Source organism: Bacillus sp. JJ1474 (genome assembly GCF_036965225.1).
Taxonomy (GTDB): Bacteria; Bacillota; Bacilli; order Bacillales; family Cytobacillaceae; genus Cytobacillus.
In genome coordinates this window covers 1-26,416 of record NZ_JBALPC010000060.1, presented here as the reverse complement: position 1 = coordinate 26,416, position 26,416 = coordinate 1, and the positions used below count along the sequence as shown (strand labels likewise).

Sequence of the window (26,416 nt, the reverse complement as noted above, 5' to 3'; positions counted from 1 at the left end):
ACTATGAAGTCTTCATGACAAGCATTTTGGGCTCGAAATCAAAGAAACACTAACAATGGGAGCACCCATTTTCCTAAAATCCAACCTCCGCAAATACCATTCGGTCCTTCCCGTTAATATCATAAACCGTCTCCACTTTTGCTTGAGGAAAGGCTTGTTTTAGCAGACTAGCAACAGCTTCACTTTGACCAGCCCCTACCTCAAAACCAATTAACGCCTGTTCGCGGGCAACAAGCGGGAGCTCTTCCGCTAGCCTTTTATAAATGTTCAGACCATCAACTCCAGCAAACAGTGCCCGGTGCGGCTCGTGCTCAGTTACAACCTCTGACATCCATTCAATATCGCCATCCGGAATATACGGAGGGTTGGAAAGAACAATATCAAACCGCTCGCCACTCTCGATAAAGGGCTTCAGTAGATCTCCTTGGATAAAACGAACATTCGCACCAAGGTGATGGGCATTTTCCTCCGCTAAAAGCAGAGTCGGTCCATAAATATCTGTCGCGGTTACAGCTAATTCAGGGTTCTCAAGCTTTAACGTGACGGCAATAGCGCCGCTCCCCGTCCCGATATCCGCCAATTTAAGACCCTTCTGCATTCCAAAAAGTTTCCCGATTCGCTGCAGCGTATGATAAACAAGTTCCTCCGTTTCCGGACGAGGAATCAGAACATCCTCATTCACTTTAAAATCCCGCCCATAAAAGGACTCGAAACCAATAATATATTGAACGGGCCTGCCCTCACTATGAAGAAGCACCGCCTTCTTAAATGCCTCGAAAACCTGCGCCTCCACCTCTTCACGCAGGCTAGCTAAAAATTTTGACCGGTCCATTCTCATATAATGCTGCAATAATATTTCTCCCGCATTGTCATCTCGATTTTTTTCTTTTAAAAAAGAAGAAGCCCACTGGAGGGCTTCATAGACTTTCATAGCTTGATTACTCATTTGATGCACTTTCCAGCTTAGCTGACTGTTCTTCAACGATTAACGCATCAATCACTTCATCCAATTTTCCTGAAAGAATTTGGTCAAGCTTTTGGATCGTTAATCCAATGCGGTGGTCTGTTACACGATTTTGCGGGAAGTTGTACGTACGGATACGCTCAGAACGGTCTCCGGTACCAACTGCGGATTTACGGGCCTGATCATACTCAGCCTGTGCTTCCCGTTGGAATTTATCATAAACACGCGCACGTAAAACTTTCATGGCTTTTTCTTTATTCTTAATTTGCGATTTTTCATCCTGGCAGGAAACAACTGTACCTGTTGGAATATGTGTTAAACGAACAGCTGACATTGTGGTGTTAACACTCTGTCCACCTGGTCCGCTTGATGCAAATGTATCAACACGAACATCTTTATCATGAATTTCGATTTCTACTTCCTCTGCCTCTGGTAAAACAGCAACTGTTGACGTAGATGTGTGGATACGACCGCCAGATTCTGTTTCTGGCACACGCTGTACGCGGTGGGCGCCATTTTCAAACTTTAATTTTGAATAAGCGCCGTTTCCGTTAATCATAAAAATGATTTCCTTGTAGCCGCCCACTCCAGTTGAGTGCGTTTCAATGACTTCCGTTTTCCAGCCTTGTGTCTCAGCAAAACGGCTGTACATGCGGTATAAATCACCAGCAAACAAGGCAGCTTCATCTCCGCCTGCTGCTCCACGGATTTCCATGATGACGTTTTTATCATCGTTCGGATCTTTCGGGATTAAAAGAATCTTTAAACGAGCTTCTAATTCCTCGACCTTTTCTTCCAGCTCATCAAGCTCTTCCTTTACCATTTCACGCATTTCCGCATCTAGCTTTTCATCAAGCATGGCTTTCGCATCTTGATATTGCTCACGAACATCCTTATATTCACGATAAGCTTCAACAGTCTCTTGAATATCTGACTGTTCCTTCGAGTATTCGCGCAATTTTTTTGGATCATTAACAATTTCCGGATCACTTAAAAGCTCATTTAATCTTTCATAGCGGTCCTCTACAGATTGAAGACGATCAAACACAGCATTTCACCTCTAATTTCCATAACACTTCGGAGTATTATTTCCGAGCTATATCTATTCAATACGTTTACGCTAAAAGCAGCGATTCACGCTTATTCACCAATAAAGTCCATAACATTCTAATTATAGTATAGGTGAAAGATGAGGTCAAAAATAATTTGGAAAAAGAAATAGAAAAGGCTACCGTTTCAAGAACGATAACCTCTTTGGAAAATATTTTATGCGATATTAATCAAAGCAGTAATGGATTTTTTGGTAGGCAGAACGCATATCAATGACTTGTTTGCGAACATTCTCAACCGTATCCCGATCCTCAAGCACACTGACAATATAGTCTGCGATGATCTCCATCTCCGCTTCCTTCACGCCAAGGCGGGTAATTTCAATCGTTCCAATGCGCAAGCCGCTTGGAAAATCCCAATCCTCAGGTTTATCACTTGGAATCAGATTTTTATTCGTAATGATATTCGCTTTTGCCAGTTTATGAGCCACATCAAGCCCGCCACCGAACTGTTTTACATCCAAAATAACTTGATGAGTTTCGGTAAAACCTTTATGAGCTCCTAGTACTGTAATGCCTCGCTCATGCAATGCTTTTGCCAGCGCCTTGGCATTGGCCACAATTTGCGCCATATATTCCTTCCCAAATGCCAGGAATTCAGCTGCTGATGCCGCCAATGCTGCTACACGGTTCACTTGGTGAGTGGCAGCAAGTGCTGGGAAAATCGTATCGCAAATTGGCTTCGTTAGCTCAGGATCATTCCAGACAATAATTCCGCTCTGTGGTCCGCTGAATGTTTTTCCAGCTGAGCCTGTCATAACACAGGCACCCTCGTTTAATGGATCTTGGAATTGTCCGCCACCGATAAGGCCGAGCTGATGGGCTCCATCGAAGAATATTTTCCCGCCCCATTCGCTCACAATATCAGACATTTCCTTCAGCGGGAATGGGAACAGTGTCATGGACGCACCGAGAGTCACGAGCTTAGGCTTTACCTCCCTCGCCACCTTGGCAAACTCATCGATATTTACAACTAGATCAACAGGATCCATCGGAACATCGTAAATGTTCAAACCGCGAATTCCCGCAGGTCCATCGTAACGATTACTGGAATGTCCGCCAAACGGCTGAGCAATTGTTAAAATATTGTCCCCAGGCTTCGTTAACGCAGCATAAACCGTCATATTCCCAATCATACTGGCCACGAGGCGATGATCTGCATAATTACTATTAAATACCTTTTTCAGCAATTCCACACATAATGATTCAATTTCATCTATATATTTCGTTCCGGAAAACCATCTTTGTGTTGGTCCAATATGACCCTCAGCCGCTCTTGTTCCCACTTCAGAAGCTAATAATTGCCTTACAGTTGGGCTTGTCGGCGCCTCAGGGGCCAATAAATTAAGACACTCCTGCCCTCTCCAAATGGCATTCCGGTCGACAGCATCAATAATTTCCTTCTGGATTAATCTCGCAGAAGAGCTTTTTTCAATAATATCCTTTGCCCAATCTAATACCTTTGAGTCATGAACATCATAATTTCCAGCCGTTGTGGTAAGTGAAGTCATTGCCGTTCCTCCTAAATTTGTAATCTAGTTCAATCCCTTTACAAAAAGCACAACATTCTGACTGATTATCGTATGAAAACTCAGAGCTGCATTGGAACATATTATTTAATTGGGAAATCCAAGCCCAAAACCAATATATCGCATATCGTTCAAACAGTCAATGACATTTTTCTGATTATTTTATTTTTTCTAATATTTATTTTTGATTTTAAGTGAATGACTAAAATGATTTATAGGACACGAAATGCAAGAATTAAATAAAGTATGTCCTTTAAATCTGGAGTAACCCGTTAATGACCTAGAAAAATTTAATCTCTTTAAAAAAAGCAAAATAAAAAGAGTATAACGGCTGTTATACTCAAAAAGTGCATCATTCACTTTATTCCGCATCTCCGACTAATAACCTTCCTAGACTCAGCCAATTTTCTTCTAACAGTGAACTGGCTAGGCTTGCATTTTTAGTTCGGCAGGCAGAAATGATTTCATCGTGCTCCGCAATCGATTTCATTCCATCAAGAGAACTAAACTTTGAAAATTCCAGTCTCCGAACCTTCGACATAATTCTTTCTAATGCCAGGCTTATTTCCTGATTCCCGGAAGCTAATAACAGAATCGCATGAAATTGGTCGTCTGCTTCCACTGCATCTAAAACATCTTTATTTTCTAATGCCCTTTTTAACTGAGCATTGCTTTCTTCCATTAGTTGAATATCTTCTTCCGTAATAGACGGTACTGCCAGACGTGCAGCTAACCCATGCAGGGCTGCAACAACGGTAAACGCGCTTTTCGCCTCCTCCAAATGAATTTCCGTAATTCGAGTTTGCGAGCCAGGCAATGATTCAACAAGGCCTTCATCCTCCAGCCTTTTGAGTGCTTCCCTCACAGGCGTTCTGCTAACACCAAACTGTGTGGCTAAATCCTTATCCATAATCCGCTGGCCAGGCTCTAATTCCAATGTCACAATGGCTTTCTTCAATGACTCATATACTTGATCTCTTAAAGCAGGGCGTGCAATCGTTTTAATTATCTTCATAAAACCAATATATCAACCTTGTATTTGTCTGTCAATTTAAGCATGACGGGCAAAGGCATCCTTATGAGTTTTTGCTTAGCTAGATTTATATCTTATCGCCGGTACCTTTAACGGTTTTTCCCTGTTGGAAACATAGCTGTGCAGAACCAATCCTGCAATGACCAATAGAATGCCGATCCAAGAAATAAACGAAGGAACAGGTGCTGATAAAATGAGCATCTCACCCGCTACGGCAAATAAAACTTCAAATGATTGCGTTGCTTCCACGGCTCCTAGCTTCTGCATATCCCCTTTTACTAAATCCGTTGCCTTGAAAAAAAGTACTGTAGCAATCACTCCAGAAAACAATGCAACTAGAAGTGATTGAAAGGTTTGTCCCGTGCTTGGCAGCCCAACAGTTGCAACTCCATATAAAGATAAAAGCAGCCAGAACGGCAGGCTTGCTAATGTCATCCCTAGCACCCGCTGATAAGCATCTAACCGATTTCCGCAAACCTCCATCATTTTCCGGTTCCCTAATGGATAGGCAAATGAGGCAATAATGACCGGCACCACCCCTAACAAGAGCATATTTCCAGAAAGATTGCTTGCTTGCTCTAGCTGCATGAATGCAACACCTAGAAGTATGATCAATGACATCGACAGACCGATAAGCGGAATTTTCCCTCTTACTTTAATAGGGCCGTTCCGTGTTTGTTTTGTTTCGAAAAATAATGGAGCGAGAAGTGAGCCCGATATGATCGTCACTTGCCATGTTCCGGCAATCAGCCATCCTGGTCCATAGGCCGCCGCAAAGCTTATAGGGGCGTAGAAAAGTCCAAATCCGATCAAACTCCATAGAAGCCAGGCGCCCGGATTCTTTTTCATTTCAATCAAAAGTGGCTTTAAATTCCTCCTGATCACGACAATAGCAATAAGAAATGGCACCATAAATATATATCGTAACGAAGCACTCCAAATCCAGCTTCCCCCTGATAGCTCCATTGATCGATTCAAAACGAATGTAAAGGCAAAAAAGAATGCTGCAAAGATACCTATTATGATCGGCCGCATGATGTTCTCTCCCCAAAATTTGAAATATTATGTTAAATTCATATAACTAATATATCGCATTTTGGTTTTTTATCAACTCTTTTTTAAAAGATTGAGGGAGATTTTTTTGTATAAATCTCGATAGTTGAAAAAACTTACGGACATACAATCCGCTATTTTCATTAAAAGACCTTATTCAAGGGGCTTTGCGGACACTAAGGACGTTATTTACATAAAAGCGCTAGAATATCACTGCTTTTTTACAAAATAAAGGAACCTCTGTCCGTATACATAAGGAATTAACCCGTTTTGTCACAGATAACGGAACTGGTGTCCGCCAAGATGACAATCCACAACAAAAAATACCCTGCTGCAACAGCAAGGCATTTTACCTTCGATCTTCTTGAATTTTTATTTCAATATGATAGCGAGGCAACGCATTTTCTAGCTTTTTTCGGAGATTAGACGCTTCCTTCGTTCTTTGGCTATCAGACAGCATGCCTTTTTTATAAGCCGTGACCCACATATCATCACCGTTTATCCATACGGGACCAGAACGGTAGCCATCTATGGCATCGATGACCTGGCGCGCTTGATTAATTTCTGACTGCTGATTTACCCTATTCGTTCCTGTCGTATTAGGAAAATTAGGATTTTGTTCATCCATTGTCCAAGCCCTCGTATTATAGTCCTGATCATCATTTCGGGTAGAAACATTTCTAAACCCATCTTGATCCTCATTCGGACCGTAAAGCTTTTCGACTCCACGATTAAAATTCGTACAGCCCGCCGTCAATACAAGAAGCATAATTATAACAAACCATCTTTTCATCACTTACACCTCCATCTATAGCATGTCCACTATACCGGAGATTCCACCGCCCAATTTCAGCCAAAAATTCCCCTCTAAAAATTTGCCAAAGCCAGGATATTCGCTAGATCTGCCAATATATCCGCTACTTTGGCAGAATATCCGCCAGTTCCATCAGGATATCCGCCACTTTGAACCATATATCCGCCACCGCCTTCTCCATAAACAAAAAAAACTGCCTGAATCTCTTCAGACAGTGTTAAGTATTTTATAAAAGCTGTGTTGCCTGCTCTTCACCCAGAATTTTGGGTGACTTTGGCACTTCATGATGATGCCGGCACCGTGCTTCATATGCTTCAGAAGCACCAACCAAAATAACAGGATCATCATAGGAAGCGGGCTCCCCGTTAATTAATCTTTGCGTACGGCTGGCTGGTGAGCCGCAAACCGCACAGACCGCTTGGAGCTTTGTCACTAATTCGGCAATGGCCATAAGATCTGGCATTTGGCCGAAGGGCTCGCCGCGGAAATCCTGATCGAGGCCTGCTGCAATGACACGATGGCCGCTATTCGCTAGATGCTGAATCACCTTTACAATTTCCGAGTCAAAAAATTGAACCTCATCAATAGCAATGACATCGATATCAGAGTGAATATGTTTGAAAATCTCTGTAGAATTTGAAATCGGTATAGCTGTAAAGGCTGTCCCATTATGGGAAACGACCGCTTCTTCACTATAGCGGTTATCTATTTGCGGTTTAAACACGACAATTTGCTGTTTCGCAAATTGCACTCTGCGTACCCGGCGAATCAGTTCTTCGGATTTTCCAGAGAACATGCTCCCGCAAATCACCTCTACCCATCCATGATGCTTCATGACATACATAGAAGGCCTCTCCTCCTTAAAAACAGTGCAAATTATGCTGTAAAATTGAAATAAAAAACAGGCAAGAAAGAAAACTTGCCTGTTTTGGTTTTTTTATTATTGTTGTTGCTTAATGCCGTATTTTTTGTTGAAACGGTCAACACGTCCGCCAGCTTCAGCGAATTTTTGACGACCTGTGTAGAATGGATGGCATTCAGAACAAGTTTCAACACGGATTTCCTTTTGAACAGAACCCGTTTCAAATTCATTACCACATGCACATTTAACGATTGCTTTATTGTAATTTGGATGAATTCCTGCTTTCATTCTTTTCATCTCCTTCCGCCCTGAATCATACTGAGACAGAGTTATATATTACGGGTCAAATTAGATGACCGTATAATCTAAAGCACACTGGAATTATTATAACAAGGTCAACCCCATTTTGCAATATTTGATTTCCTATATAAAGAGAGAAAAATTATCCACTAAATGTTTCCCCTTTTTCACTCTTTTCGGTGGAAATTGGGGAAGCTTATCGGCTTTGTTTCCAATTTCCCACTCTTCCTAAGAAGAATCTGGAAACTAATGACTTGTTTCCAATTTTTCCATCCAAAGAGGATCCTCTACTAGTGAGAACGCTTCGACTTCATTTCTTCTGCCAGATTTGCAAAAAAGTCTTCATTTGATTTCGTCTGTCTTAGCTTGCGCAAGAACTTCTCAGCAAAATCTGGTGAGTCTGACATGGATTTTCGAATCGCCCAAAGCATGTCCAGCTGTTCCTTCTGGATAAGAAGCTCTTCTTTACGCGTTCCGGAACGGCGGATATCAATCGCTGGGAAGATTCTTCTTTCAGCAAGTGAACGATCAAGATGAAGCTCCATATTCCCAGTCCCTTTAAATTCCTCGTAAATAACATCGTCCATTCTGGAGCCTGTATCGACAAGAGCAGTTGCTAATATGGTTAAGCTGCCGCCTTCTTCAATATTACGCGCCGCACCGAAGAAACGTTTTGGACGGTGGAAGGCTGCCGGGTCAATCCCCCCTGACAGCGTTCTGCCGCTCGGCGGAATAACAAGGTTATAGGCCCTTGCCAATCTCGTAATACTATCCATTAGGATCACAACATCGCGCTTATGCTCGACTAGGCGCATCGCACGTTCAAGGACAAGCTCCGCCACTTTAATATGATTTTCAGGAACCTCATCAAAGGTTGAGCTCACAACATCTCCCGCAACAGAGCGTTCAATATCAGTTACCTCTTCCGGGCGCTCATCAATTAAAAGGACGATAAGCTCCACTTCAGGATGGTTCGTTGTAATGCTATTAGCAATTTCTTTTAAAAGCATCGTTTTACCTGCTTTAGGCGGAGCGACAATTAAACCACGCTGTCCAAATCCAACTGGTGCCAGCACGTCCATAATTCTCGTAGAAAGATGCCTTTGCGTTGTTTCCAGCTTCATGTGGCTGTCTGGATATAACGGCGTTAAAGCAGGGAAATGCACGCGCTCTTTCGCGGTTTCCGGGTCGTCCCCATTAACAAGTTCTACTTGAAGCAAGCCAAAATACCGTTCATTCTCTTTCGGAGGACGAACTTTTCCAGAAACCTTATCCCCATTCCTTAAGTCAAAACGGCGGATTTGCGAAGCCGAAATATAAATATCCTCAGAGCTTGGAGAATAATTGATCGGCCTTAAAAATCCAAAGCCCTCCGATTGGATAATTTCTAGGACACCTTCCATAAAGAAGTATCCTTCCTTCTCTGCTCTCGCCTTTAAAATTGCAAAAATTAATTCTTTCTTTGTTAATTTGCTGTAATAAGAAACTTTATATTCACGGGCAAGCTCATAAAGCTCTTTTAACTTCATATTTTCTAAACTGGATATATTTAATCCCATAATGACACCACACTTTTATTTTTTCAAACTCTTCCCCTAAAAAATTGAAATCCCTAAACTTAAGAAACAATAAAATAAAACGGGAAAAATATGATTGAGGTAAAACTAAAACTAGTATTATATATAATTAAACTTGAGGATAAATCAAAAAAGGAGCCCATTTAATCCTACAACTTTGAAAGGTTATTTTTTGAGGCAGCTTTATTGGAAAAAACTTAAAAGCACTCCCCATAGGGGCCTGTATTAACTATATTTTATTTACAATTAGGAAACAAGTCTATTTTGGCAGGAAATAAGAGGATTCGGCCTGGCAAATTCATAGCCAGACCTTTTTATTTCTTTATCCTCTTCATTTTTAGCTTGGGAATGTAACTTCCCAATGGAATGAACTAGCATTCTGAAGATATTATCGCAGATTAACGGGCTGTAAGACCCCCACTTCAAGTAGTTGAGTAAACAAAAATTTCTAAGCGGGGAATCAACAGCCCGTAAAGGCTCACCTTATCCAATGACTAGGTTTGGTTTTTTCGTTAAACTATGACGTCCTTCAATGAAACGGACTGTTCCGGATTTTGCACGCATAACAACAGTATGAGTGGACCCGTAAGTTCCTTTAAATTGTACCCCGCGAAGAAGCTCTCCATCTGTCACACCCGTTGCAGCAAAGATGGCATCATCGCCTTTCACTAAATCCTCCATAAGAAGAATTTTGTTTACATCAAGACCCATTTTCTTGCATCGCTCGATTTCAGCATCGTTCTGCGGAACAAGCTTTCCTTGAATTTCTCCGCCTAGACATTTAAGTGCTACAGCGGCTAAAACGCCCTCTGGTGCACCGCCAAGTCCGAAAAGAATGTCAACTCCGGTATGATCAAATGCTGTGTTAATCGCACCAGCCACATCCCCGTCATTTATCAATTTAATTCTAGCTCCCGCTTCACGAAGCTGAGCTACAATGTGACTATGACGATCACGATTTAAGACAGTTGCAACCACATCTTCAATGTCTTTATTTTTCGCTTTTGCTACAGCCTTCAAGTTATCGATGACTGAAGCATTAATATCAATTTGGCCTACAGCTTCAGGGCCAACCGCGATTTTGTCCATATACATATCAGGAGCGTGAAGCAAATTGCCATGATCTGCTACAGCCAATACGGCCAGAGCATTCCAGCCTCCTGATGCAACAATATTCGTTCCTTCAAGCGGATCTACTGCTACATCAACACGCGGACCGTAACCAGTACCAAGCTTTTCTCCGATGTAAAGCATTGGCGCCTCATCCATTTCCCCTTCGCCAATGACAACGGTTCCCTTCATTGGTACGGTATCAAACACATTTCTCATGGCTGTTGTAGCTGCATCATCTGCTTCATCCTTTTTCCCGCGTCCCATCCAGCGAGCCGATGCTAAGGCTGCCCCTTCTGTTACTCGGACAAGCTCCATTGTTAAACTGCGTTCCATCCTTTTTCCCCCTCAAATCTCTGCTGTTCCACATCTATGCAATAAATTCGAAAATGCCTTTGGGACCCAGAGGACCATTAGGCATCTTCATCTATGAATCAGTAAGTTAAGCATTTTTCATTTGTTCCAGTTCTTCTTTTGTTAAATTTTCTCGCCATATGGTTGCCCCAAGGCCATTTAACTTTTCTACAAGATGGCTGTAGCCTCTGTCAATATGCTCAACTCCGGTTACTTCCGTTATTCCTTCCGCCATCAGCCCAGCAATGACTAGGGCGGCGCCGGCTCGTAAATCACTGGCCTTCACTTTGGCGCCCTGAAGCTTGACAGGTCCGTGAATAATCGCCGAACGGCCTTCCACCTTAATATTCGCATTCATTCTTCTTAATTCATCAATATGTTTAAAACGGGCACTATAAATGGTGTCCGTCACCATACTTGTCCCATCCGCACTCGTTAATAAAGACGTAAAGGGCTGCTGCAGATCTGTCGGGAAACCTGGATAAACAAGTGTCTTAATATCAACGGCTTTTCTTTTTCCTACCGGATGTATATAGACATGATCATCCCCTGTTTCAATCTGAGCACCCATTTCTCTTAATTTCGCAATCAGTGACTCAAGATGCTGAGGGATCACATTATCAATGGTCATTCCTTCACCAACAGCTGCACCAAGTAACATATAAGTACCCGCTTCGATACGATCCGGGATAATGGTGTGCTGGCAGCCATGCAGCTGGTCTACCCCATCAATTCGAATAACATCTGTTCCAGCACCCTTAATTTTTGCCCCCATATTCGTCAGCAAAGTGGCTACATCAATAATCTCCGGCTCTTTTGCCGCATTTTCAATGATCGTTCTTCCTTTAGCTCTAACAGCTGCCAGCATAATGTTAATGGTCGCCCCAACACTGACAACATCCAGATAAATTCGAGCCCCTCGCAGTTCATCCGCCCGCAGGTAAATGGCTCCCTGCTCATTGGTTACAGTGGCGCCAAGAGCCTCGAAGCCTTTAATATGCTGATCAATCGGTCTCGGGCCAAGATGGCATCCACCCGGCAGACCAATCACTGCTTTTTTGAAACGGCCTAGCATGGCCCCCATTAAATAATAAGAGGCACGCAGTTTCTTTACTTTTCCATTCGGCAAAGGCATGGAAATCATCGAGGAAGGGTCAACTTTCATATCTCCATTAGTAAAGCTGACGGTCCCTCCAAGTTCTTCAAGCAGTCCTTTTAAAATTTGCACATCCGAAATATCTGGCAGCCCTTCAATCGTGACAGGCGAATCAGCTAGAATCGTAGCCGGAATCAATGCCACTGCACTATTTTTTGCTCCGCTAATTCGAACAGTTCCTTTTAAAGGGTAACCGCCTGCAATCATAAGCTTTTCCATTTTTAGCTCCCTTCTACGCCGTAAAGTATATGAAAATCGCTGCGTGGGTAATGAAATGTTTGCATTCTTCTTGAACTATGTAGGAATTATTTAGCTTGTCCTTTGCTTTACGAATAGAACTGAAAACAGGTCGCATCCTGTTCATTCCGACATGATCCTTATCTTCTAGTTTACACGAAAAAGCCATTCCCATGTGTGGTTATGAAAATAAAGTTTCCATTCGTTCATCGTCTGCTAGCGCTTGCTACTAACACTTTACCCCAAATTGGCCATTCGTAAAACCCAATTTTTTGTAAAAAATGAGTACCCTTCCATTTACAATCAAAAATATTCTTTAACGAGAATTCCAGTCAGCAAGAAATGCTTCAATTCCTTTATCCGTTAGCGGGTGTTTAAATAATTGCATAATTACTTTATACGGGATCGTTGAAATATGAGCTCCTCTTAAAGCGGCATCGGTTACGTGCTGAGGATGACGAATGGATGCTGCAATAATTTCCGTCTTAATGTCATGGATAGCAAATATATCTGCAATCGTAGAAATTAAATCCAGCCCGTTATGGCCAATATCGTCTAATCGGCCAAGGAAAGGAGAAACATACGTTGCCCCTGCTCTTGCTGCCAGCAACGCCTGGTTAGCACTGAAAATTAACGTGACATTTGTTTTGATGCCTTCTTTTGAAAAAGTATTAACAGCCTTTAATCCATCTGGCGTCATTGGGACTTTAACTGTAATATTAGGCGCAATAGCCGCTAACTCGCGTCCTTCTTTTATCATGCCTTCTGCGTCTAAGGCGATAACCTCTGCACTTACTGAACCTGGGACAAGCTCTGTAATTTCTTTAAGTCGGTCATGGAAAGAAACATTCTTCTCCTTCGCCACCAATGAAGGGTTAGTCGTAACCCCATCTAAAATACCTAATGCATGTGCTTCTTTAATCTCATCCATATTCGCTGTATCGATAAAAAATTTCATTATATTTCCTCCTCAAAATAATAAATTTCCTGTTATCCAACAAATGAATCAAAACCGCCTCTATCCTAAAGGCGGTTTCATTAAAAAATCTCCACTGCTATTAAGCCTTTCCAGAAGAACCAAACTCGCGCATTTTTCCAATAACGGTTTCCTTAATGGCCTCTCTAGCAGGTCCTAAGTATTTGCGCGGATCATACATCTCCGGATTGGCTGCTAATACCTCACGAACACGCTTGGCAGAAGCAATTTGATTCTCTGTATTTACATTAATTTTGGCCGTTCCTAAAGAAACCGCTCTTTGAATATCTTTCGTTGGAATTCCCGTTCCACCGTGCAGAACAAGTGGAACGCCTGTTAGCTGGCCGATTTCTTCCATTTCAGCAAAACCAAGATTTGGTTCCCCTTTGTATGGACCATGAACGGATCCTAGCGCAGGAGCAAGACAGTCAATTTTCGTTCTTTTCACAAGCTCTTCACATTCTTTTGCATCCGCGTAAATAACGCCATCCGCTACAACATCATCCTCTTGTCCGCCAACAGTCCCTAATTCGGCTTCCACTGACACTCCGCGGGCATGCGCATATTCCACTACCTTTGAAGTGGTTGCCACATTTTCCTCAAAAGGATCATGAGAGGCGTCAATCATGACAGAAGTGAAGCCAGCATCGATGGCTTCTTTACATTTATCGAAGCTTGATCCATGATCTAAATGAATCGCTACAGGTACTGAAATTTTATAATCTTCAAGTAAGCCTTCTACCAATTTTACAACGGTTTTGAATCCGCCCATATAGCGTGCTGCCCCTTCGGACACACCAAGAATAACAGGGGATTTTTCTTCCTCTGCCGCTTGAAGAATCGCTTGAGTAAACTCAAGATTATTTAAGTTAAATTGACCTACTGCATAGCCCTCCGCTTTTCCCTTGTTCAGCATGTCAGTCATTGATACTAAAGGCATATTTCTTCCTCCTTCGTCATCATCGCTTCTAATTTTCACAGGATAAGTGTTCCCTTGTTACTTGCGTTTATGTACTCTCCTGCTTAAACGGAACCGATCCAATGGAATTCATTTGTATCATACCAAAACAGCTAAAGAAATGCTATTACCCGGAATGAATTTTCATGAGAAAACGGGGCTAGATAAGAAAAGCCTGTGAGCAATAGCGTGCAGAAATGTTACTGCCGCTGATCGCCCACAGGCTGGTTGTTAAAATGAATTGGCTATTGGCACATACTTCTTAACGGCTGCCCGAATATCATCAATATCAAAAGGCTTTGCGAAGTGCGTTAAGGCGCCTAAATCGCGTGCTTCCTGAATCATATCCAGCTCACCGTATGCCGTCATAATGATGACACGAATTTCTTTATCAATCACTCTCATTCTCTTTAATATTTCAATCCCATCCATGCCAGGGATTTTCATATCGAGAAGTACTAGATCAGGTGAATGCTTGGAGACAATGTCAAGTGCCTGAATCCCATTTGCAGCTTGGTATGTATCATAGCCTTCCTTCTGTAAAACTTCATTCAGCAAAATGCGAATACCAAATTGATCATCAACGATTAATATTTTCCCCTTCAATCAACCCACCTCTTCCCTTCGTCTCAAAAATTCTGTCATTTGATTGTTATTATAGCTACCCAATTAGAATTCCCCCTCTCTTTAATTCTATTTGATGACTGAAAATTCCTCCCTCTTCAAAAAATTTGCTTGCTGGAGTTATTTTTTATTTTGAAAAGCCTATAGATTACATGACTAATATGGATCCGATTTTACCTTTTTGTTTGTATTTCATATAATTGATATACCGAATCTTTAAATAGCGATAGGAGAGACATGATGCTAAAAATGTTTTCTACACAGCTTACCGGGCTGTTTAAAAGAATCCAGGAAAAAGAAGAATTTTCGATGGAAGACAGTGCTAGACTTCTGGCCCAGGCGGCTGTCGGAAACGGGAATATTTATATTTTTGGGGCCAATGAGATGAATGCTATTGCCTATGAAGCAACCGAAGGGCAAGAGCCCTTGAAAAATGCGGCGATCTGGCCAATGGACCGTCCTTTGGATGAGCTATCAGAGACAGACAGATTTCTCATTATCTCGCGTCATTCTACAGATGAAGAAGCGGTGAAAATGGGGGAAATTCTTGCCGAGAAGATGATTCCATTTGTGGGCATTTCCACTGTTCAGGAAGGTCACGGCCTAGCTGATTTGGCCGATGTACATATTGATTTAAGGCTTACAAAGGGACTGCTGCCAGATGAAACAGGTAACCGATTTGGCTACCCTTCATCCATGGCTGCGTTATTTGTCTATTACGGGATCAAATTTACATTGGAAGAGATTTTGGAGGAATATGAGTAAAGGAATTTTTTTGCGGTGAGTGTGGGGTTGATTGGTATTGCCCTATCTGCGAATTTAGCCGGACGGTAATTATGTATGATTCATAGTTACCGTTTTTTCTATTTCTCTCATAAATGCATACATTGAACATTCCTATGTTAGTGTTTTGCTTCTCCTCCCTACTTAACGATTACATTGAACAAACCTACACTACACTCTGCTCCTTCACCCATCAAAAAAAAGAAGACTCCACACGAAGCACCAGCCCCCACACTTGGGGCCTGATACTCAGGAGTCTTCTTTTTCTATTATTTACTATGATTTAATGCCGCCCCAACAAAGTCACGGAATAGAGGTTGAGGACGATTCGGTCTTGAAATAAACTCAGGATGGAATTGGGATGCCACAAACCATGGATGGTCTTTAATCTCAATAATTTCGACAAGGCGTCCATCTGGGCTAGTGCCAGAGAAGACAAAGCCTGAATCTTCCATTTCCTGACGATAATGATTGTTAAACTCATAGCGATGGCGATGACGCTCATAGACCACTTCATCTTGATATGCGGCATAAGCTTTTGTATTCTCATTTAATTTACATGCCTGAATGCCCAATCTTAACGTTCCGCCTAAATCCTCCACATCCTTCTGTTCAGGAAGAAGGTCGATAATTGGGTGCTTCGTAGACGGATCAATTTCTGCAGAGTGTGCCCCTTTTAAGTTCAATACGTTACGGGCAAATTCTATCGATGCTAATTGCATGCCTAGGCAGATACCGAGGAATGGCTTTTTATGTTCACGGGCATATTGAATCGCAAGGATTTTTCCTTCAACCCCGCGATCGCCAAATCCGCCAGGGACAAGAACCCCATCCACTTCGTTTAGCAGGTCTGAAACATTTTCTGCATTCACTTCTTCGGCATTAATCCATTTAATATCAATATCAGAATCATGTGCATATCCAGCATGTTTCAATGCTTCTACTACGGAAATGTAGGCGTCTTGAAGCTCAACATATTTTCCAACAAGCGCGATTTTGGTTGTCTTAGAGAGGTTGGTTACTTTTTCAACGAGCTGCTTCCATTCCGTCATATCGGCATCGCCGCAAACAAGCTTCAAATGATTGCAGGCAATGCTGTCAAGGTTTTGATCTTGAAGTGCAAGCGGAATAGAGTACAAAGTGTCCGCATCTCTACATTCGATAACCGCTTCTTTATCAATGTCACAGAATAAAGCAAGCTTGTCCTTCATTTCTTGAGAAATCGGCATTTCTGTGCGGACTACTACTACATTTGGCTGAATCCCTAAGCTTCTTAATTCCTTTACACTATGCTGTGTAGGCTTTGTTTTCATTTCCCCAGCCGCTTTAATATAAGGAATTAATGTGCAATGGATGTACATCACATTGTCACGGCCAATGTCACTCTTTATTTGGCGAATCGCTTCAAGGAATGGAAGGGACTCTATATCTCCTACCGTTCCGCCAATTTCGGTGATCACGACATCTGAATTGGTTTCATGTCCCGCACGGAAAACTCTATCTTTAATTTCATTTGTAATATGGGGAATCACTTGAACGGTTCCGCCATTGTATTCACCGCGGCGTTCCTTCCTAAGTACAGTGGAATAAATTTTCCCGGTCGTCACACTGCTGTATTTAGTTAAATTCACATCAACAAAACGCTCGTAGTGACCTAAGTCTAAGTCCGTTTCCGCGCCATCACCTGTTACGAATACTTCACCGTGCTGATAGGGGCTCATCGTCCCTGGGTCCACATTAATATAAGGATCAAATTTTTGAATCGTTACGCTCAATCCTCTATTTTTCAAAAGACGTCCAAGGGAAGCTGCGACAATCCCTTTTCCAAGTGATGACACTACGCCACCTGTTACAAAAATATACTTTGTCATTATAATTTCCCCCTCATTACAGTTTGTGCATATTCTTCTTTAATTAATGAATAAAAATAATGAATTTTATTTAATGCCTTCGCAAAAAAATAAAAAGCGCTCCACTTACTTTTAACAAGTAAGGGAGCGCTATACGCGTCTAATGATTCGTTCCTTTTTAAGGAGCCCAAAAAGTATTCTACAAGCCTATATAAAAAAAGTCAAGATGGCAGGCCGAAACTTATATGAATATAAGATTAACCTAAATCTTCCTCGTCTACATCAAGGTCTTCATCTTCTTCTATATCTTCATCCTGATCTCCAAGGTCATACTCTTCATCCTCGTCAATCAGGTCTTCGTCCTCTTCCAGATCTTCGTCATCGATCAAGTCGTCCTCTTCGATGATGTCATCTTCCTCTTCTTCAAATTCGTCATCAATGTCATCATCGATATCATCATAATCGATATCTTCATCGTCAAGATCATCGTAGTCAAGATCTAGATCGTCCTCGTCCTTCGCCTTCTTCGCCTTCTTCTTCTTCGGCTTGATCTCTGTTACGACATCTTCTTCCTGCTGCTCAATTGGGTACCATACACGAAGTCCCCATCGATTATCACCTAAGCCTAAAAAACGCCCATCGATGTTTAAATCTGTATAGAATTGAGCAATTTTCGATTTCACTTGATCCTCAGTAAGATCAAGAAGAGTAGTCAATTCATCCATTATTTCCTTAAATGCCATTGCGTCTTTTCTGCCTTTTAATAGTTCATAAGTGACTTCAATGAATGACATTTCTTTCAATTCTTCTTTTGTAAGTTCATATAAACTCAACATTAGCACGCCCCTTCACTATGTAACGCTTTTTAAGAAAGCGAAAAATAAACAGCCTTTTCAAAATCAGTAATTTAGCATTAATGATGATTTGGGAACCGATTTAAAACTAGGTTTTTAGGCACCCTCAAGAATACATATTCTCCATTATAAACAATATTTTGGTGTTTATGCTAGCTATATCTTTCACCTATTATCTTTTTCATTTTTAGCTGAGTCCTTCGTTTTTTGCGAGAGCTGGCTATATGCGAGTGAAAAGAAAAAAATCGAAATTAAAAAGAAAGGAATCGCGCCCAGCTGCTTTTGGTAAAGGTAATAAAATCCGATACAAATCCCCATGATCGCTGCAAAAACAAAAATTCGCTTCACATTCCCACATCCTGTTTAAATTCCTTGAAGACACAGACAGCTCTACGGTTCTAATCTGATTATATCGAATTTGGCGAAAAATTGTATAAGCTTGGATTAATTTTGTTATTTCTCCTATTTAACGAGTCTAATCATCCTTCTTTTTACAAGAATAGACTAGTAAGGACAAGTTCAAGAAGGAGGAATAGCAATTGGGGATGGACTATCAGCAAATAGAAGAAAAACTAAAGTCACTTGCCAGGCAAAGCCCGTTTCTTTCGCTTGAGACTATTGGAAAAACAGCATCAGGCCTAAACTTGTATTGTGTCGGTATTACTAAAGATGCAAACACATATAATTTGGCGTTTTGTCAAACCCAGGCTCAGCAGATGATCACCAACCCGGAAGAATTTTTGCAAAGCGAAAAGAAGATCCCGATCATGATTAATGCTTCCATTCATGGGAGTGAAATATCTGGGACAGACGCGGTACTTCATTTGATCGAACGAATTGCAATAAAGAAGGATAAGGATATTTTACGTCTATTAGAGAATATTATTTTGATATGCATCATTTGTGCAAATCCAGAAGGCAGGGAGCAACAAACAAGGTATAACGGAAACGGGTTTGACTTAAACCGGGATTTTATTACACAGTCCCAAAAAGAAACAAAAGCTGTTGCACAACTGATTGCCAAGTGCAATCCTCTTGTTTTTCTCGATCTTCATGGCTACGTGAACAAAGATCCGAAAAAAATCGGCCTTATAGAGCCTTGTACTCCTCCACATAATCCTAACTATGAATACGATTTATATGAAAAATGGGCTTTTCCTATGGCTCAATCCATTGAATCATATATTGTAAATAGAAAAGACAGCTTCCAATCTAATCGGTATAAAGGCATGTCTGGAGCTTATATTCCCTATCGTGACAGCACAAAAGGATGGGATGATTATGGCGCCTATTATGCGGCGATGTACGCGATGCTCCATGGATCAATCGGCGTGACGATCGAGGCACCTACTGAAGGAAATGACGGGTTACTCTGGCTTTATTATGTCATGCTTGGAGCTTGCGAGTTTGTTCAAGCCCAAAAATCCAAGTTACTTCAAAACATCATCACCTTTTTTAACCGCGGTGCCAAAAGACGCCATCCCCATCAAGCAGCCGGATTTTTTCCAAATGCTTATATCCTTCCAGTCCCAAGGGACGATGCATCTCCAGCTTATCAAGTAATCGATCACCTCATGAAAAATGGGGTTAAAGTTGAAATGGCTGAAAAAGGATTTATCTATGGAAAAAAAGTCTTTCTAAAGGGCACCTTTATCATACCAATGAATCAGCCGAAAGCTGTGGTAGCTAACACTTTTTTATGGACAGGAGAAAACCTATCTAAGGGCTCAATAAACATAACAAATTTAAGTTCATGGAGCTTGCCGCTTCTTTGGGGTGCCGAGTGCATTCCTGTAAAAGCCTCATTAGCTGTAAAAACAACACCTGTTTCACAATTAGTGAAGCGATATTACGTGAGTGGAAATGGACCTTTTATCCTTAAAAGCCGTTCCGTTGAAAGCATATCCTTTATTCAAAAGTTATTATCACAAGGTATATCAGTAAAGTGCACAAAGTCGGGAGAATTTATCATTGAACATACGGATAAAAATTGGCTTAGGAAACAAGCAAGAGGAACTGGCCTCACATTGAGCTCTGCATCACCCGCTAGAAGCTCCACTCTTTTACGAACAAAAAAGGTTGCCATTATTCGTGATGACGGATTATTCCATGCACAATCCCATGCTGGGACAAAAGAAGCGCTAAAAGAAATGGGTTTTCAAGTAAAAGAGCTTCACCCGAGAAGTTTAACAGATAGAGCCCAATTAAAAGACATTGACGTTTTAATCTACAGTGGTGTAAAGCAACTATTTTATCTTCCATCTAAGGTTTCGTCACGTTACCATCACGCTATCCTTAAATCTGAAGAACAGCTGGCGGCGTGCAAAGAAACAATTACAGCGTTTATTGAACGGGGCGGGCGATTTATCGGAATTGGGGCAGGGGCAGCCAAATCTATCAAAAAACCTTTGGGCTTAACGAAGGTCGGCATTCAAACAGACGAATCCAATAACCACGCCATTTTAAATATCAATTATTTACAAAGCCCGCTCACATACGGGTATTCATCCGGTAGCATAGGATTTGTCTATCGTCCCGTTTGGTTTACGAATACAAAAGGGGCTGAAGTAGTTGCCACATACTCAAAGGCTCCTAATTCTTTCATTTCCGGTTATTGGCCAGGCTACGAAAAGGCACAGGGACAGCCTGTTATGACAGCGGAAAAAGACAATCGTGTTATTTTGATCGGTTTGGAAATTGGGTTTCGGCAGCATCCATCTTATCTTTATTCCTTGCTGGCCAATGCGATATACTTATAACTGAATTTTATTCAACAAATCTTAATAGCCCGCTGAAACCAATTCAGCGGGCTTTTTTCACAATAACCTACATATTTCTTCTATACTGTCCGCCGACTTCATACAGTGCACGTGTAATTTGGCCAAGGCTTGCGACTTGGACGGTTTCCATCAATTCTGCAAAAATATTGCCGCCGGAAACAGCCGTTTCCTTCAAGCGTTTGATGGCTTCTTCTGTTTTATCTTTGTTGCGCTCATGGAAGCTGCGGAGATTTTGGATTTGTGTTTCTTTTTCTTCTTGTGTGGCTCTAGCCAGCTCCATATTGTTCATGTCTTCTTCAGACGGTGGGTTCGGATTTAAATACGTATTGACCCCGATAATCGGAAGCTCGCCAGTATGCTTCTTCATTTCATAATGCATTGATTCATCTTGAATTTTTCCGCGCTGGTATTGCGTTTCCATGGCACCGAGAACGCCCCCGCGGTCATTGATGCGTTCGAATTCCTGAAGCACCTGCTCCTCCACAAGATCTGTTAATTCATCAATAATAAAGGCACCTTGCAGCGGATTTTCGTTCTTCGTGAGGCCGTGCTCCTTCGTAATGATCATTTGAATCGCCATCGCACGGCGCACTGATTCCTCTGTCGGTGTTGTAATGGCCTCATCATAGGCATTCGTATGAAGGGAATTACAGTTATCATGCAGCGCCATCAAAGCCTGCAGGGTCGTACGAATATCATTGAAATCAATTTCCTGCGCATGCAGCGAACGCCCAGACGTTTGAATATGATATTTCAGCTTTTGGCTTCGCTCATTTGCACCATATTTGTCTCTCATAACAGTCGCCCAAATACGGCGTGCGACACGGCCAAGCACCGTATATTCCGGATCAAGCCCATTCGAGAAGAAGAAAGAAAGATTCGGGGCAAAGTCGTTAATATCCATGCCTCTGCTCAAATAGTACTCCACATACGTAAAGCCGTTCGCCAATGTAAACGCTAATTGCGATATCGGATTCGCTCCTGCTTCCGCAATATGATAGCCCGAAATCGAAACAGAATAATAGTTACGCACCATTTGGTCGATAAAATACTGCTGGATATCTCCCATCATGCGGAGAGCAAATTCAGTTGAGAAAATACATGTATTTTGCCCTTGGTCTTCTTTTAAAATATCAGCTTGAACAGTTCCGCGAACGGTTTGAAGTGTGCGCGCTCTGACTTCTGTGAACTCTTCTGCCGTTAGAACTCGGCCAAGCTCGTTTTCTTTTGCCTCGATTTGCTGTTCAATGGCTGTATTCATAAACATCGCCAAGATAATCGGGGCAGGGCCGTTGATGGTCATGGAAACAGATGTCGATGGATGGCAAAGATCAAAGCCTGCATAAAGCTTCTTCATATCGTCCAATGTACAAATACTGACTCCGCTTTCCCCAACCTTCCCGTAAATATCAGGACGGTAATCCGGATCTTCTCCGTAAAGGGTGACTGAATCAAAGGCAGTACTTAAGCGCTTTGCCGAATCATCCTTTGACAGATAATGAAAACGGCGGTTCGTTCTTTCCGGTGTTCCTTCCCCAGCAAACTGTCTTTTTGGGTCCTCCCCTTCACGCTTGAACGGGAATACGCCAGCCGTATAAGGGAATGAGCCTGGAACATTTTCTCTATAAACCCAACGGATAATCTCACCGTAATCCTTGTATTTTGGAAGAGCCACCTTTGGAATAGCTAATCCAGAAAGGCTCTTCGTTTTTAACACAGTGATAATTTCTTTATCGCGAATTTTCGTGACAAACTGATCCCCTGCGTATTTTTCCTTTAGAGAGCCCCAGCCTTCAAGAATTTTCTTCGTTTCAGCAGTCAGCTTTGATTCAACAGTAGACTTAATAGCTTCTAATGAGGCGACCACCTCTTCATTTGCCTCCTGCTCCTTAACAGCAAGAATCGCTCCTTCAAGCTGGAAAAGCTTGCGCGCAAGATTAGCCTGTTCCTCTGCCTTCTTATGATAGCTGCGCACCGCTTCGGAAACCTCTCGTAAATAATAGCGCTGCTCATTCGGAATAATGACATTTTGTTTTTCAACAAGGGCCATTTTGGAAAAACTCGTTTTCCAGTCTATTCCGGCTTTTTCGTTTAATTTTTCAATGATTGCCGCAAAAACAGCATTCGTTCCCGGGTCATTGAACTGGCTCGCAATCGTGCCATAAACAGGCATCTCATCTAAGTCTTTTTCAAACAGCATGCGGCTTCTTTGGTATTGCTTCTGCACCTGGCGCTTTGCATCCTCAGAACCTTTACGCTCAAACTTATTAATGACAATTAAATCGGCATAATCAATCATATCGATCTTTTCTAGCTGGGAAGGCGCACCAAATTCACTCGTCATGACGTACATCGAAACGTCACAAATTTCAGTAATTTCAGCATCCCCTTGCCCAATTCCGCTTGTTTCCACAACGATTAGATCAAAGCCGGCTGCTTTGACAACCGAAATCGCGTCCTTAATCGCAAGCGAAAGTTCGCTTTTCGAATTTCTTGTGGCTAAGCTTCTCATATAAACACGCGGATTAAATATCGCATTCATGCGGATACGGTCACCAAGAAGGGCTCCGCCCGTTTTCTGCTTTGTCGGATCGACTGATAAAATGGCAACCTTCTTTTCAGGAATTTCATTGATAAAACGGCGAATTAATTCATCGGTTAATGAGCTTTTCCCTGCTCCGCCTGTTCCTGTAATTCCTAGAACTGGGACAGACTTTTCCAATGATTTCACTTTTTCCATCACAGAATCAAGTGCTGCTGCCGTTTCTTTTTCAACATTGACATGGTGCTCGGCTAAAGTAATGAGCTTAGCAACGGCATTCGTGTTCCCTTCCTGAAGCTTTTCAATCTGCTCTGTAGCTTCTGGCGTAAAGGTCGGGAAATCACATTCTTCAACCATGAGGTTGATCATGCCTTGAAGCCCATGCTGACGGCCATCCTCAGGCGAAAAGATTCTCGCAATCCCGTAGTCATGCAGCTCTTTAATCTCCTTTGGAATAATGACACCGCCCCCGCCCCCATAAATGCGGATATGGGAAGCACCTCTTTCCTTTAAAAGGTCATACATATACTTAAAGTATTCCACATGCCCTCCCTGATAGGAAGAAATTGCAATACCCTGAACATCCTCTTGAATAGCCGCATTCACCACTTCTTCCACAGAACGGTTATGGCCTAGATGAATGACCTCCGCTCCGCTTGCCTGAATGATTCTCCTCATAATATTTATGGAAGCATCATGACCGTCAAATAGACTAGAAGCCGTGACAAAACGAATATGATTCTTTGGCTTATACACTTCTGGATTACTCATTTTTCTCCCCCTGTTCGTATTAACGCAGGTTCAGTAATAGACTTACATTTTTGAAACTAGCGAGTTGTTTTGCTTCGACACTTCCGCTTGGTTAATCCCTTGAAAAAGCAATTCCGTTTGAAGCTGGATATACTCGTCTAGCGTGTACATCTTTTTCAATGACCAGCGGCGGAATGCCCACATTTGCCCCTGCACAAAAATGTTATGGGCAATCATTTTGATCTGGTCTTCGGTTAGATCTATTTCTTTATTTTCCACGCATCTCGTTACGATTTGCTCAAACATTCCAACCATTTCGATTTCTTTCTTAAGCACGTATGGAAGGGCGTCCTTTGATAAGGATTTCACTTCCTGATACATGACAAGGACCTCATCCTGCAGCTCGTCTACAACGCGAAAATAATCAGCAATCCCGAGCTTTAGGCTTTCAAGCGTACCTTGATCGGTGTTGAGATCCTTTTGCAAACGGTCGCTAACCTGGTCATAGATGCTGTCACAAACGAGATATAAAACATCCTCTTTTGTGCGGATATATTCATATAGTGTTCCGATGCTAAATCCTGCAGCTCTTGCAATTTCTCTTGTCGTTGTGCGATGAAAGCCTTTTTGAATAAACAGGGTCACAGCCCCTTTGATCATCTGGTCCCGTCTTTTTTTAACAAGGCGTTCATCTTTGACAGACGCCTGTACTTCGCGTTTTTTCATTTTACCTACCGTCCTTCTATAATTGGGGTGCAGAGTTAAGACTGGGTTTCCAGGCTCAACTCTGCTAAGCCTTTTTTTAATAGAATAAATGATAGGAGCCTATTTTGTCAGCATACGAGAAATAACGAGGCGCTGAATTTCCTGTGTGCCTTCGTAAATTTGGGTAATTTTCGCATCGCGCATAAAGCGTTCAACTGGATAATCCTTTGTATAGCCATATCCGCCAAAAATTTGGACAGCATCTGTAGTAACCTTCATGGCTGTGTCTCCAGCTAATAATTTGGACATTGCGGATTCTTTTCCGTATGGAAGTCCTTCAGACTCAAGCCATGCAGCCTGGTAGGTTAATAGTCTAGAAGCTTCAATGCTTGTAGCCATGTCAGCTAATTTGAAGCCAATTCCTTGCTGAGAAGCAATAGGTTTGCCGAATTGAACGCGCTCCTTTGCATATTCAATGGAAGCATCTAAGGCACCCTGTGCGATTCCCACTGCTTGAGCGGCGATTCCGTTTCGTCCGCCATCAAGGGTCATCATCGCAATTTTAAAGCCTTCTCCCACATTGCCAAGAACATTTTCTACTGGAACCTTACAATTATCAAAAATAATTTCCGTTGTTGGTGATGAACGAATGCCGAGTTTTTTCTCTTTTTTACCGACTGAGAAGCCTTCAAAGTCAGCCTCCACGATGAATGCGGTCGTACCTCGATGTTTTTCCGCCGGGTCTGTTAAAGCAAAAACAACATAAATATCAGCAATTCCACCGTTTGTGATGAAGATTTTTGAACCATTTAAGACGTAGTGATCCCCTTCCAGGCGAGCTGTCGTTCTCATTCCGCCTGCATCAGAACCGCTGCCAGGCTCTGTTAGGCCATAAGCGCCGATTTTCGTTCCTTCTGCCATTGGACGCAAATATTTTTGCTTTTGCTCTTCACTGCCGAATTTGAAAATCGGCCAACCCGCTAAAGATGTATGAGCGGAAAGCGTTACACCTGTTGAGGCACACACTCTCGAAAGCTCCTCAACTGCAATACAGTAGGCTAGGTAGTCACTGCCAATGCCGCCATATTCTTCAGGCCACGGAATTCCCGTTAGCCCAAGCTCCGCCATTTTATCAAAAATTTCACGGTCAAAGCGCTCTTCCTCATCACGCTCAGCAGCCGTTGGGGCCACTTCATTCTTTGCAAAATCGCGTACCATTTTTCTAATCATTTCATGCTCTTCTGATAATTGAAAGTTCATGTCCCTGTCCCCCATTTATATTTAGCGTAATTGATATGATTGTTGAGCTTCTTTGAAAATTAACGCTATGAAGCGTCATGGTTAGCGTTTTAGATAAGATCCTTTCAAAACACACACTATGAAGCGGTCTTGACGAGCGTTTTGGATGAGGGCCTTTCAAAACACACACTATGAAGCAGTCATGGTTAGCCTTATTGGGAGTCCCTCTCAAAACACGCACTATGAAGCGGTCATGA

Annotated in this window: 22 protein-coding genes; 2 read left to right on the top strand and 20 right to left on the bottom strand. The window is 42.1% G+C overall.

Going from position 1 to position 26,416, the window contains the following annotated elements; genetic code table 11:
- Window positions 1-73 precede the first annotated feature (73 nt).
- The 14 genes from prmC to V7164_RS09455 form a co-directional block, all read right to left on the bottom strand.
- The gene (gene prmC / locus V7164_RS09520; RefSeq protein WP_335344247.1) at window positions 74-946 is read right to left on the bottom strand and encodes a peptide chain release factor N(5)-glutamine methyltransferase; all 873 of its coding nucleotides are present in this window, start codon (window positions 944-946) and stop codon (window positions 74-76) included.
- Entirely contained in the window at window positions 939-2,012 is a 1,074-nt protein-coding gene (gene prfA / locus V7164_RS09515; protein ID WP_335344248.1) for a peptide chain release factor 1, read from the bottom strand. Before prfA ends, prmC begins: the two co-directional genes overlap by 8 nt.
- 228 nt (window positions 2,013-2,240) lie before the next feature.
- Window positions 2,241-3,584 carry a serine hydroxymethyltransferase gene (gene glyA / locus V7164_RS09510; RefSeq protein ID WP_335353983.1) on the bottom strand — a complete coding sequence of 448 codons (1,344 nt, stop codon included), beginning with the start codon at window positions 3,582-3,584 and terminating at the stop codon, window positions 2,241-2,243.
- A gap of 379 nt (window positions 3,585-3,963) precedes the next feature.
- Window positions 3,964-4,617 (bottom strand): GntR family transcriptional regulator, encoded by a 654-nt coding sequence (locus tag V7164_RS09505; protein ID WP_335344250.1) that lies wholly within the window; start codon window positions 4,615-4,617, stop codon window positions 3,964-3,966.
- 75 nt (window positions 4,618-4,692) lie between these two features.
- Entirely contained in the window at window positions 4,693-5,670 is a 978-nt protein-coding gene (locus tag V7164_RS09500) for a DMT family transporter (protein WP_335344251.1), read from the bottom strand.
- A 367-nt stretch (window positions 5,671-6,037) separates the two neighbouring features.
- The gene (locus V7164_RS09495) at window positions 6,038-6,481 is read right to left on the bottom strand and encodes a hypothetical protein (protein WP_335344252.1); all 444 of its coding nucleotides are present in this window, start codon (window positions 6,479-6,481) and stop codon (window positions 6,038-6,040) included.
- 247 nt (window positions 6,482-6,728) lie between these two features.
- On the bottom strand, window positions 6,729-7,346 hold the full coding sequence (locus V7164_RS09490; RefSeq protein WP_335344253.1) for a thymidine kinase: 618 nt from the start codon (window positions 7,344-7,346) through the stop codon (window positions 6,729-6,731).
- A 96-nt stretch (window positions 7,347-7,442) separates the two neighbouring features.
- On the bottom strand, window positions 7,443-7,652 hold the full coding sequence (gene rpmE / locus V7164_RS09485; protein ID WP_315669110.1) for a 50S ribosomal protein L31: 210 nt from the start codon (window positions 7,650-7,652) through the stop codon (window positions 7,443-7,445).
- Between the two features lie 302 nt (window positions 7,653-7,954).
- Complete coding sequence (rho, locus tag V7164_RS09480) at window positions 7,955-9,223, bottom strand: transcription termination factor Rho (protein ID WP_438824044.1); 1,269 nt, start codon at window positions 9,221-9,223, stop codon at window positions 7,955-7,957.
- Window positions 9,224-9,724: 501 nt separating this feature from the next.
- Window positions 9,725-10,687: a class II fructose-bisphosphatase gene (gene glpX, locus V7164_RS09475; RefSeq protein ID WP_335353982.1), complete on the bottom strand. Its 963-nt coding sequence runs from the start codon at window positions 10,685-10,687 to the stop codon at window positions 9,725-9,727.
- Between the two features lie 106 nt (window positions 10,688-10,793).
- A complete protein-coding gene (locus V7164_RS09470) occupies window positions 10,794-12,080 on the bottom strand; it encodes a UDP-N-acetylglucosamine 1-carboxyvinyltransferase (RefSeq protein ID WP_335344254.1) in 1,287 nt (428 codons plus the stop codon).
- A gap of 334 nt (window positions 12,081-12,414) precedes the next feature.
- Entirely contained in the window at window positions 12,415-13,056 is a 642-nt protein-coding gene (fsa, locus tag V7164_RS09465; RefSeq protein WP_335344255.1) for a fructose-6-phosphate aldolase, read from the bottom strand.
- A 100-nt stretch (window positions 13,057-13,156) separates the two neighbouring features.
- Window positions 13,157-14,014, bottom strand: coding sequence for a class II fructose-bisphosphate aldolase (locus V7164_RS09460; RefSeq protein ID WP_335344256.1), 858 nt, complete (start codon window positions 14,012-14,014; stop codon window positions 13,157-13,159).
- Between the two features lie 249 nt (window positions 14,015-14,263).
- On the bottom strand, window positions 14,264-14,638 hold the full coding sequence (locus V7164_RS09455) for a response regulator (RefSeq protein WP_066296672.1): 375 nt from the start codon (window positions 14,636-14,638) through the stop codon (window positions 14,264-14,266).
- A gap of 258 nt (window positions 14,639-14,896) precedes the next feature.
- On the opposite strand from V7164_RS09455, the gene V7164_RS09450 reads away from it, so the two are divergent.
- Window positions 14,897-15,421 (top strand): DUF2529 domain-containing protein, encoded by a 525-nt coding sequence (locus V7164_RS09450; RefSeq protein WP_335353986.1) that lies wholly within the window; start codon window positions 14,897-14,899, stop codon window positions 15,419-15,421.
- A gap of 287 nt (window positions 15,422-15,708) precedes the next feature.
- On the opposite strand, the gene V7164_RS09445 is transcribed toward V7164_RS09450, so the two are convergent.
- The 3 genes from V7164_RS09445 to V7164_RS09435 form a co-directional block, all read right to left on the bottom strand.
- The gene (locus V7164_RS09445) at window positions 15,709-17,310 is read right to left on the bottom strand and encodes a CTP synthase (RefSeq protein ID WP_335344258.1); all 1,602 of its coding nucleotides are present in this window, start codon (window positions 17,308-17,310) and stop codon (window positions 15,709-15,711) included.
- Between the two features lie 236 nt (window positions 17,311-17,546).
- Window positions 17,547-18,125: a DNA-directed RNA polymerase subunit delta gene (rpoE, locus tag V7164_RS09440; RefSeq protein WP_438824711.1), complete on the bottom strand. Its 579-nt coding sequence runs from the start codon at window positions 18,123-18,125 to the stop codon at window positions 17,547-17,549.
- A gap of 183 nt (window positions 18,126-18,308) precedes the next feature.
- Window positions 18,309-18,491 carry a hypothetical protein gene (locus V7164_RS09435; RefSeq protein ID WP_335344259.1) on the bottom strand — a complete coding sequence of 61 codons (183 nt, stop codon included), beginning with the start codon at window positions 18,489-18,491 and terminating at the stop codon, window positions 18,309-18,311.
- Window positions 18,492-18,688: 197 nt separating this feature from the next.
- Between V7164_RS09435 and V7164_RS09430 the strand changes: the two genes are divergently transcribed.
- Window positions 18,689-20,902: a M14 family zinc carboxypeptidase gene (locus V7164_RS09430; protein ID WP_335353984.1), complete on the top strand. Its 2,214-nt coding sequence runs from the start codon at window positions 18,689-18,691 to the stop codon at window positions 20,900-20,902.
- Window positions 20,903-20,969: 67 nt separating this feature from the next.
- Here the strand turns inward: V7164_RS09430 and icmF are convergent, their stop codons facing one another.
- From icmF to V7164_RS09415, 3 genes are all read right to left on the bottom strand, one after another.
- The gene (gene icmF, locus V7164_RS09425; RefSeq protein ID WP_335353981.1) at window positions 20,970-24,236 is read right to left on the bottom strand and encodes a fused isobutyryl-CoA mutase/GTPase IcmF; all 3,267 of its coding nucleotides are present in this window, start codon (window positions 24,234-24,236) and stop codon (window positions 20,970-20,972) included.
- Between the two features lie 42 nt (window positions 24,237-24,278).
- Window positions 24,279-24,941, bottom strand: coding sequence for a TetR/AcrR family transcriptional regulator (locus tag V7164_RS09420; RefSeq protein ID WP_335348114.1), 663 nt, complete (start codon window positions 24,939-24,941; stop codon window positions 24,279-24,281).
- Between the two features lie 99 nt (window positions 24,942-25,040).
- A complete protein-coding gene (locus V7164_RS09415; protein WP_335348115.1) occupies window positions 25,041-26,180 on the bottom strand; it encodes an acyl-CoA dehydrogenase in 1,140 nt (379 codons plus the stop codon).
- Between the last annotated feature and the right edge of the window lie 236 nt (window positions 26,181-26,416).

Excerpts from the sequence above, each read along its gene's own strand:
- prmC (WP_335344247.1), bottom strand. The coding sequence starts at position 946 with ATGAGTAATCAAGCTATGAAAGTCTATGAAGCCCTCCAGTGGGCTTCT.
- glyA (WP_335353983.1), bottom strand. The coding sequence starts at position 3,584 with ATGACTTCACTTACCACAACGGCTGGAAATTATGATGTTCATGACTCA.
- V7164_RS09505 (WP_335344250.1), bottom strand. The coding sequence starts at position 4,617 with ATGAAGATAATTAAAACGATTGCACGCCCTGCTTTAAGAGATCAAGTA.
- V7164_RS09500 (WP_335344251.1), bottom strand. The coding sequence starts at position 5,670 with ATGCGGCCGATCATAATAGGTATCTTTGCAGCATTCTTTTTTGCCTTT.
- V7164_RS09495 (WP_335344252.1), bottom strand. The coding sequence starts at position 6,481 with ATGAAAAGATGGTTTGTTATAATTATGCTTCTTGTATTGACGGCGGGC.
- V7164_RS09490 (WP_335344253.1), bottom strand. The coding sequence starts at position 7,346 with ATGTATGTCATGAAGCATCATGGATGGGTAGAGGTGATTTGCGGGAGC.
- rpmE (WP_315669110.1), bottom strand. The coding sequence starts at position 7,652 with ATGAAAGCAGGAATTCATCCAAATTACAATAAAGCAATCGTTAAATGT.
- rho (WP_438824044.1), bottom strand. The coding sequence starts at position 9,223 with ATGGGATTAAATATATCCAGTTTAGAAAATATGAAGTTAAAAGAGCTT.
- glpX (WP_335353982.1), bottom strand. The coding sequence starts at position 10,687 with ATGGAACGCAGTTTAACAATGGAGCTTGTCCGAGTAACAGAAGGGGCA.
- V7164_RS09470 (WP_335344254.1), bottom strand. The coding sequence starts at position 12,080 with ATGGAAAAGCTTATGATTGCAGGCGGTTACCCTTTAAAAGGAACTGTT.
- fsa (WP_335344255.1), bottom strand. The coding sequence starts at position 13,056 with ATGAAATTTTTTATCGATACAGCGAATATGGATGAGATTAAAGAAGCA.
- V7164_RS09460 (WP_335344256.1), bottom strand. The coding sequence starts at position 14,014 with ATGCCTTTAGTATCAATGACTGACATGCTGAACAAGGGAAAAGCGGAG.
- V7164_RS09450 (WP_335353986.1), top strand. The coding sequence starts at position 14,897 with ATGCTAAAAATGTTTTCTACACAGCTTACCGGGCTGTTTAAAAGAATC.
- V7164_RS09445 (WP_335344258.1), bottom strand. The coding sequence starts at position 17,310 with ATGACAAAGTATATTTTTGTAACAGGTGGCGTAGTGTCATCACTTGGA.
- rpoE (WP_438824711.1), bottom strand. The coding sequence starts at position 18,125 with ATGTTGAGTTTATATGAACTTACAAAAGAAGAATTGAAAGAAATGTCA.
- V7164_RS09430 (WP_335353984.1), top strand. The coding sequence starts at position 18,689 with ATGGACTATCAGCAAATAGAAGAAAAACTAAAGTCACTTGCCAGGCAA.
- icmF (WP_335353981.1), bottom strand. The coding sequence starts at position 24,236 with ATGAGTAATCCAGAAGTGTATAAGCCAAAGAATCATATTCGTTTTGTC.
- V7164_RS09420 (WP_335348114.1), bottom strand. The coding sequence starts at position 24,941 with ATGAAAAAACGCGAAGTACAGGCGTCTGTCAAAGATGAACGCCTTGTT.
- V7164_RS09415 (WP_335348115.1), bottom strand. The coding sequence starts at position 26,180 with ATGAACTTTCAATTATCAGAAGAGCATGAAATGATTAGAAAAATGGTA.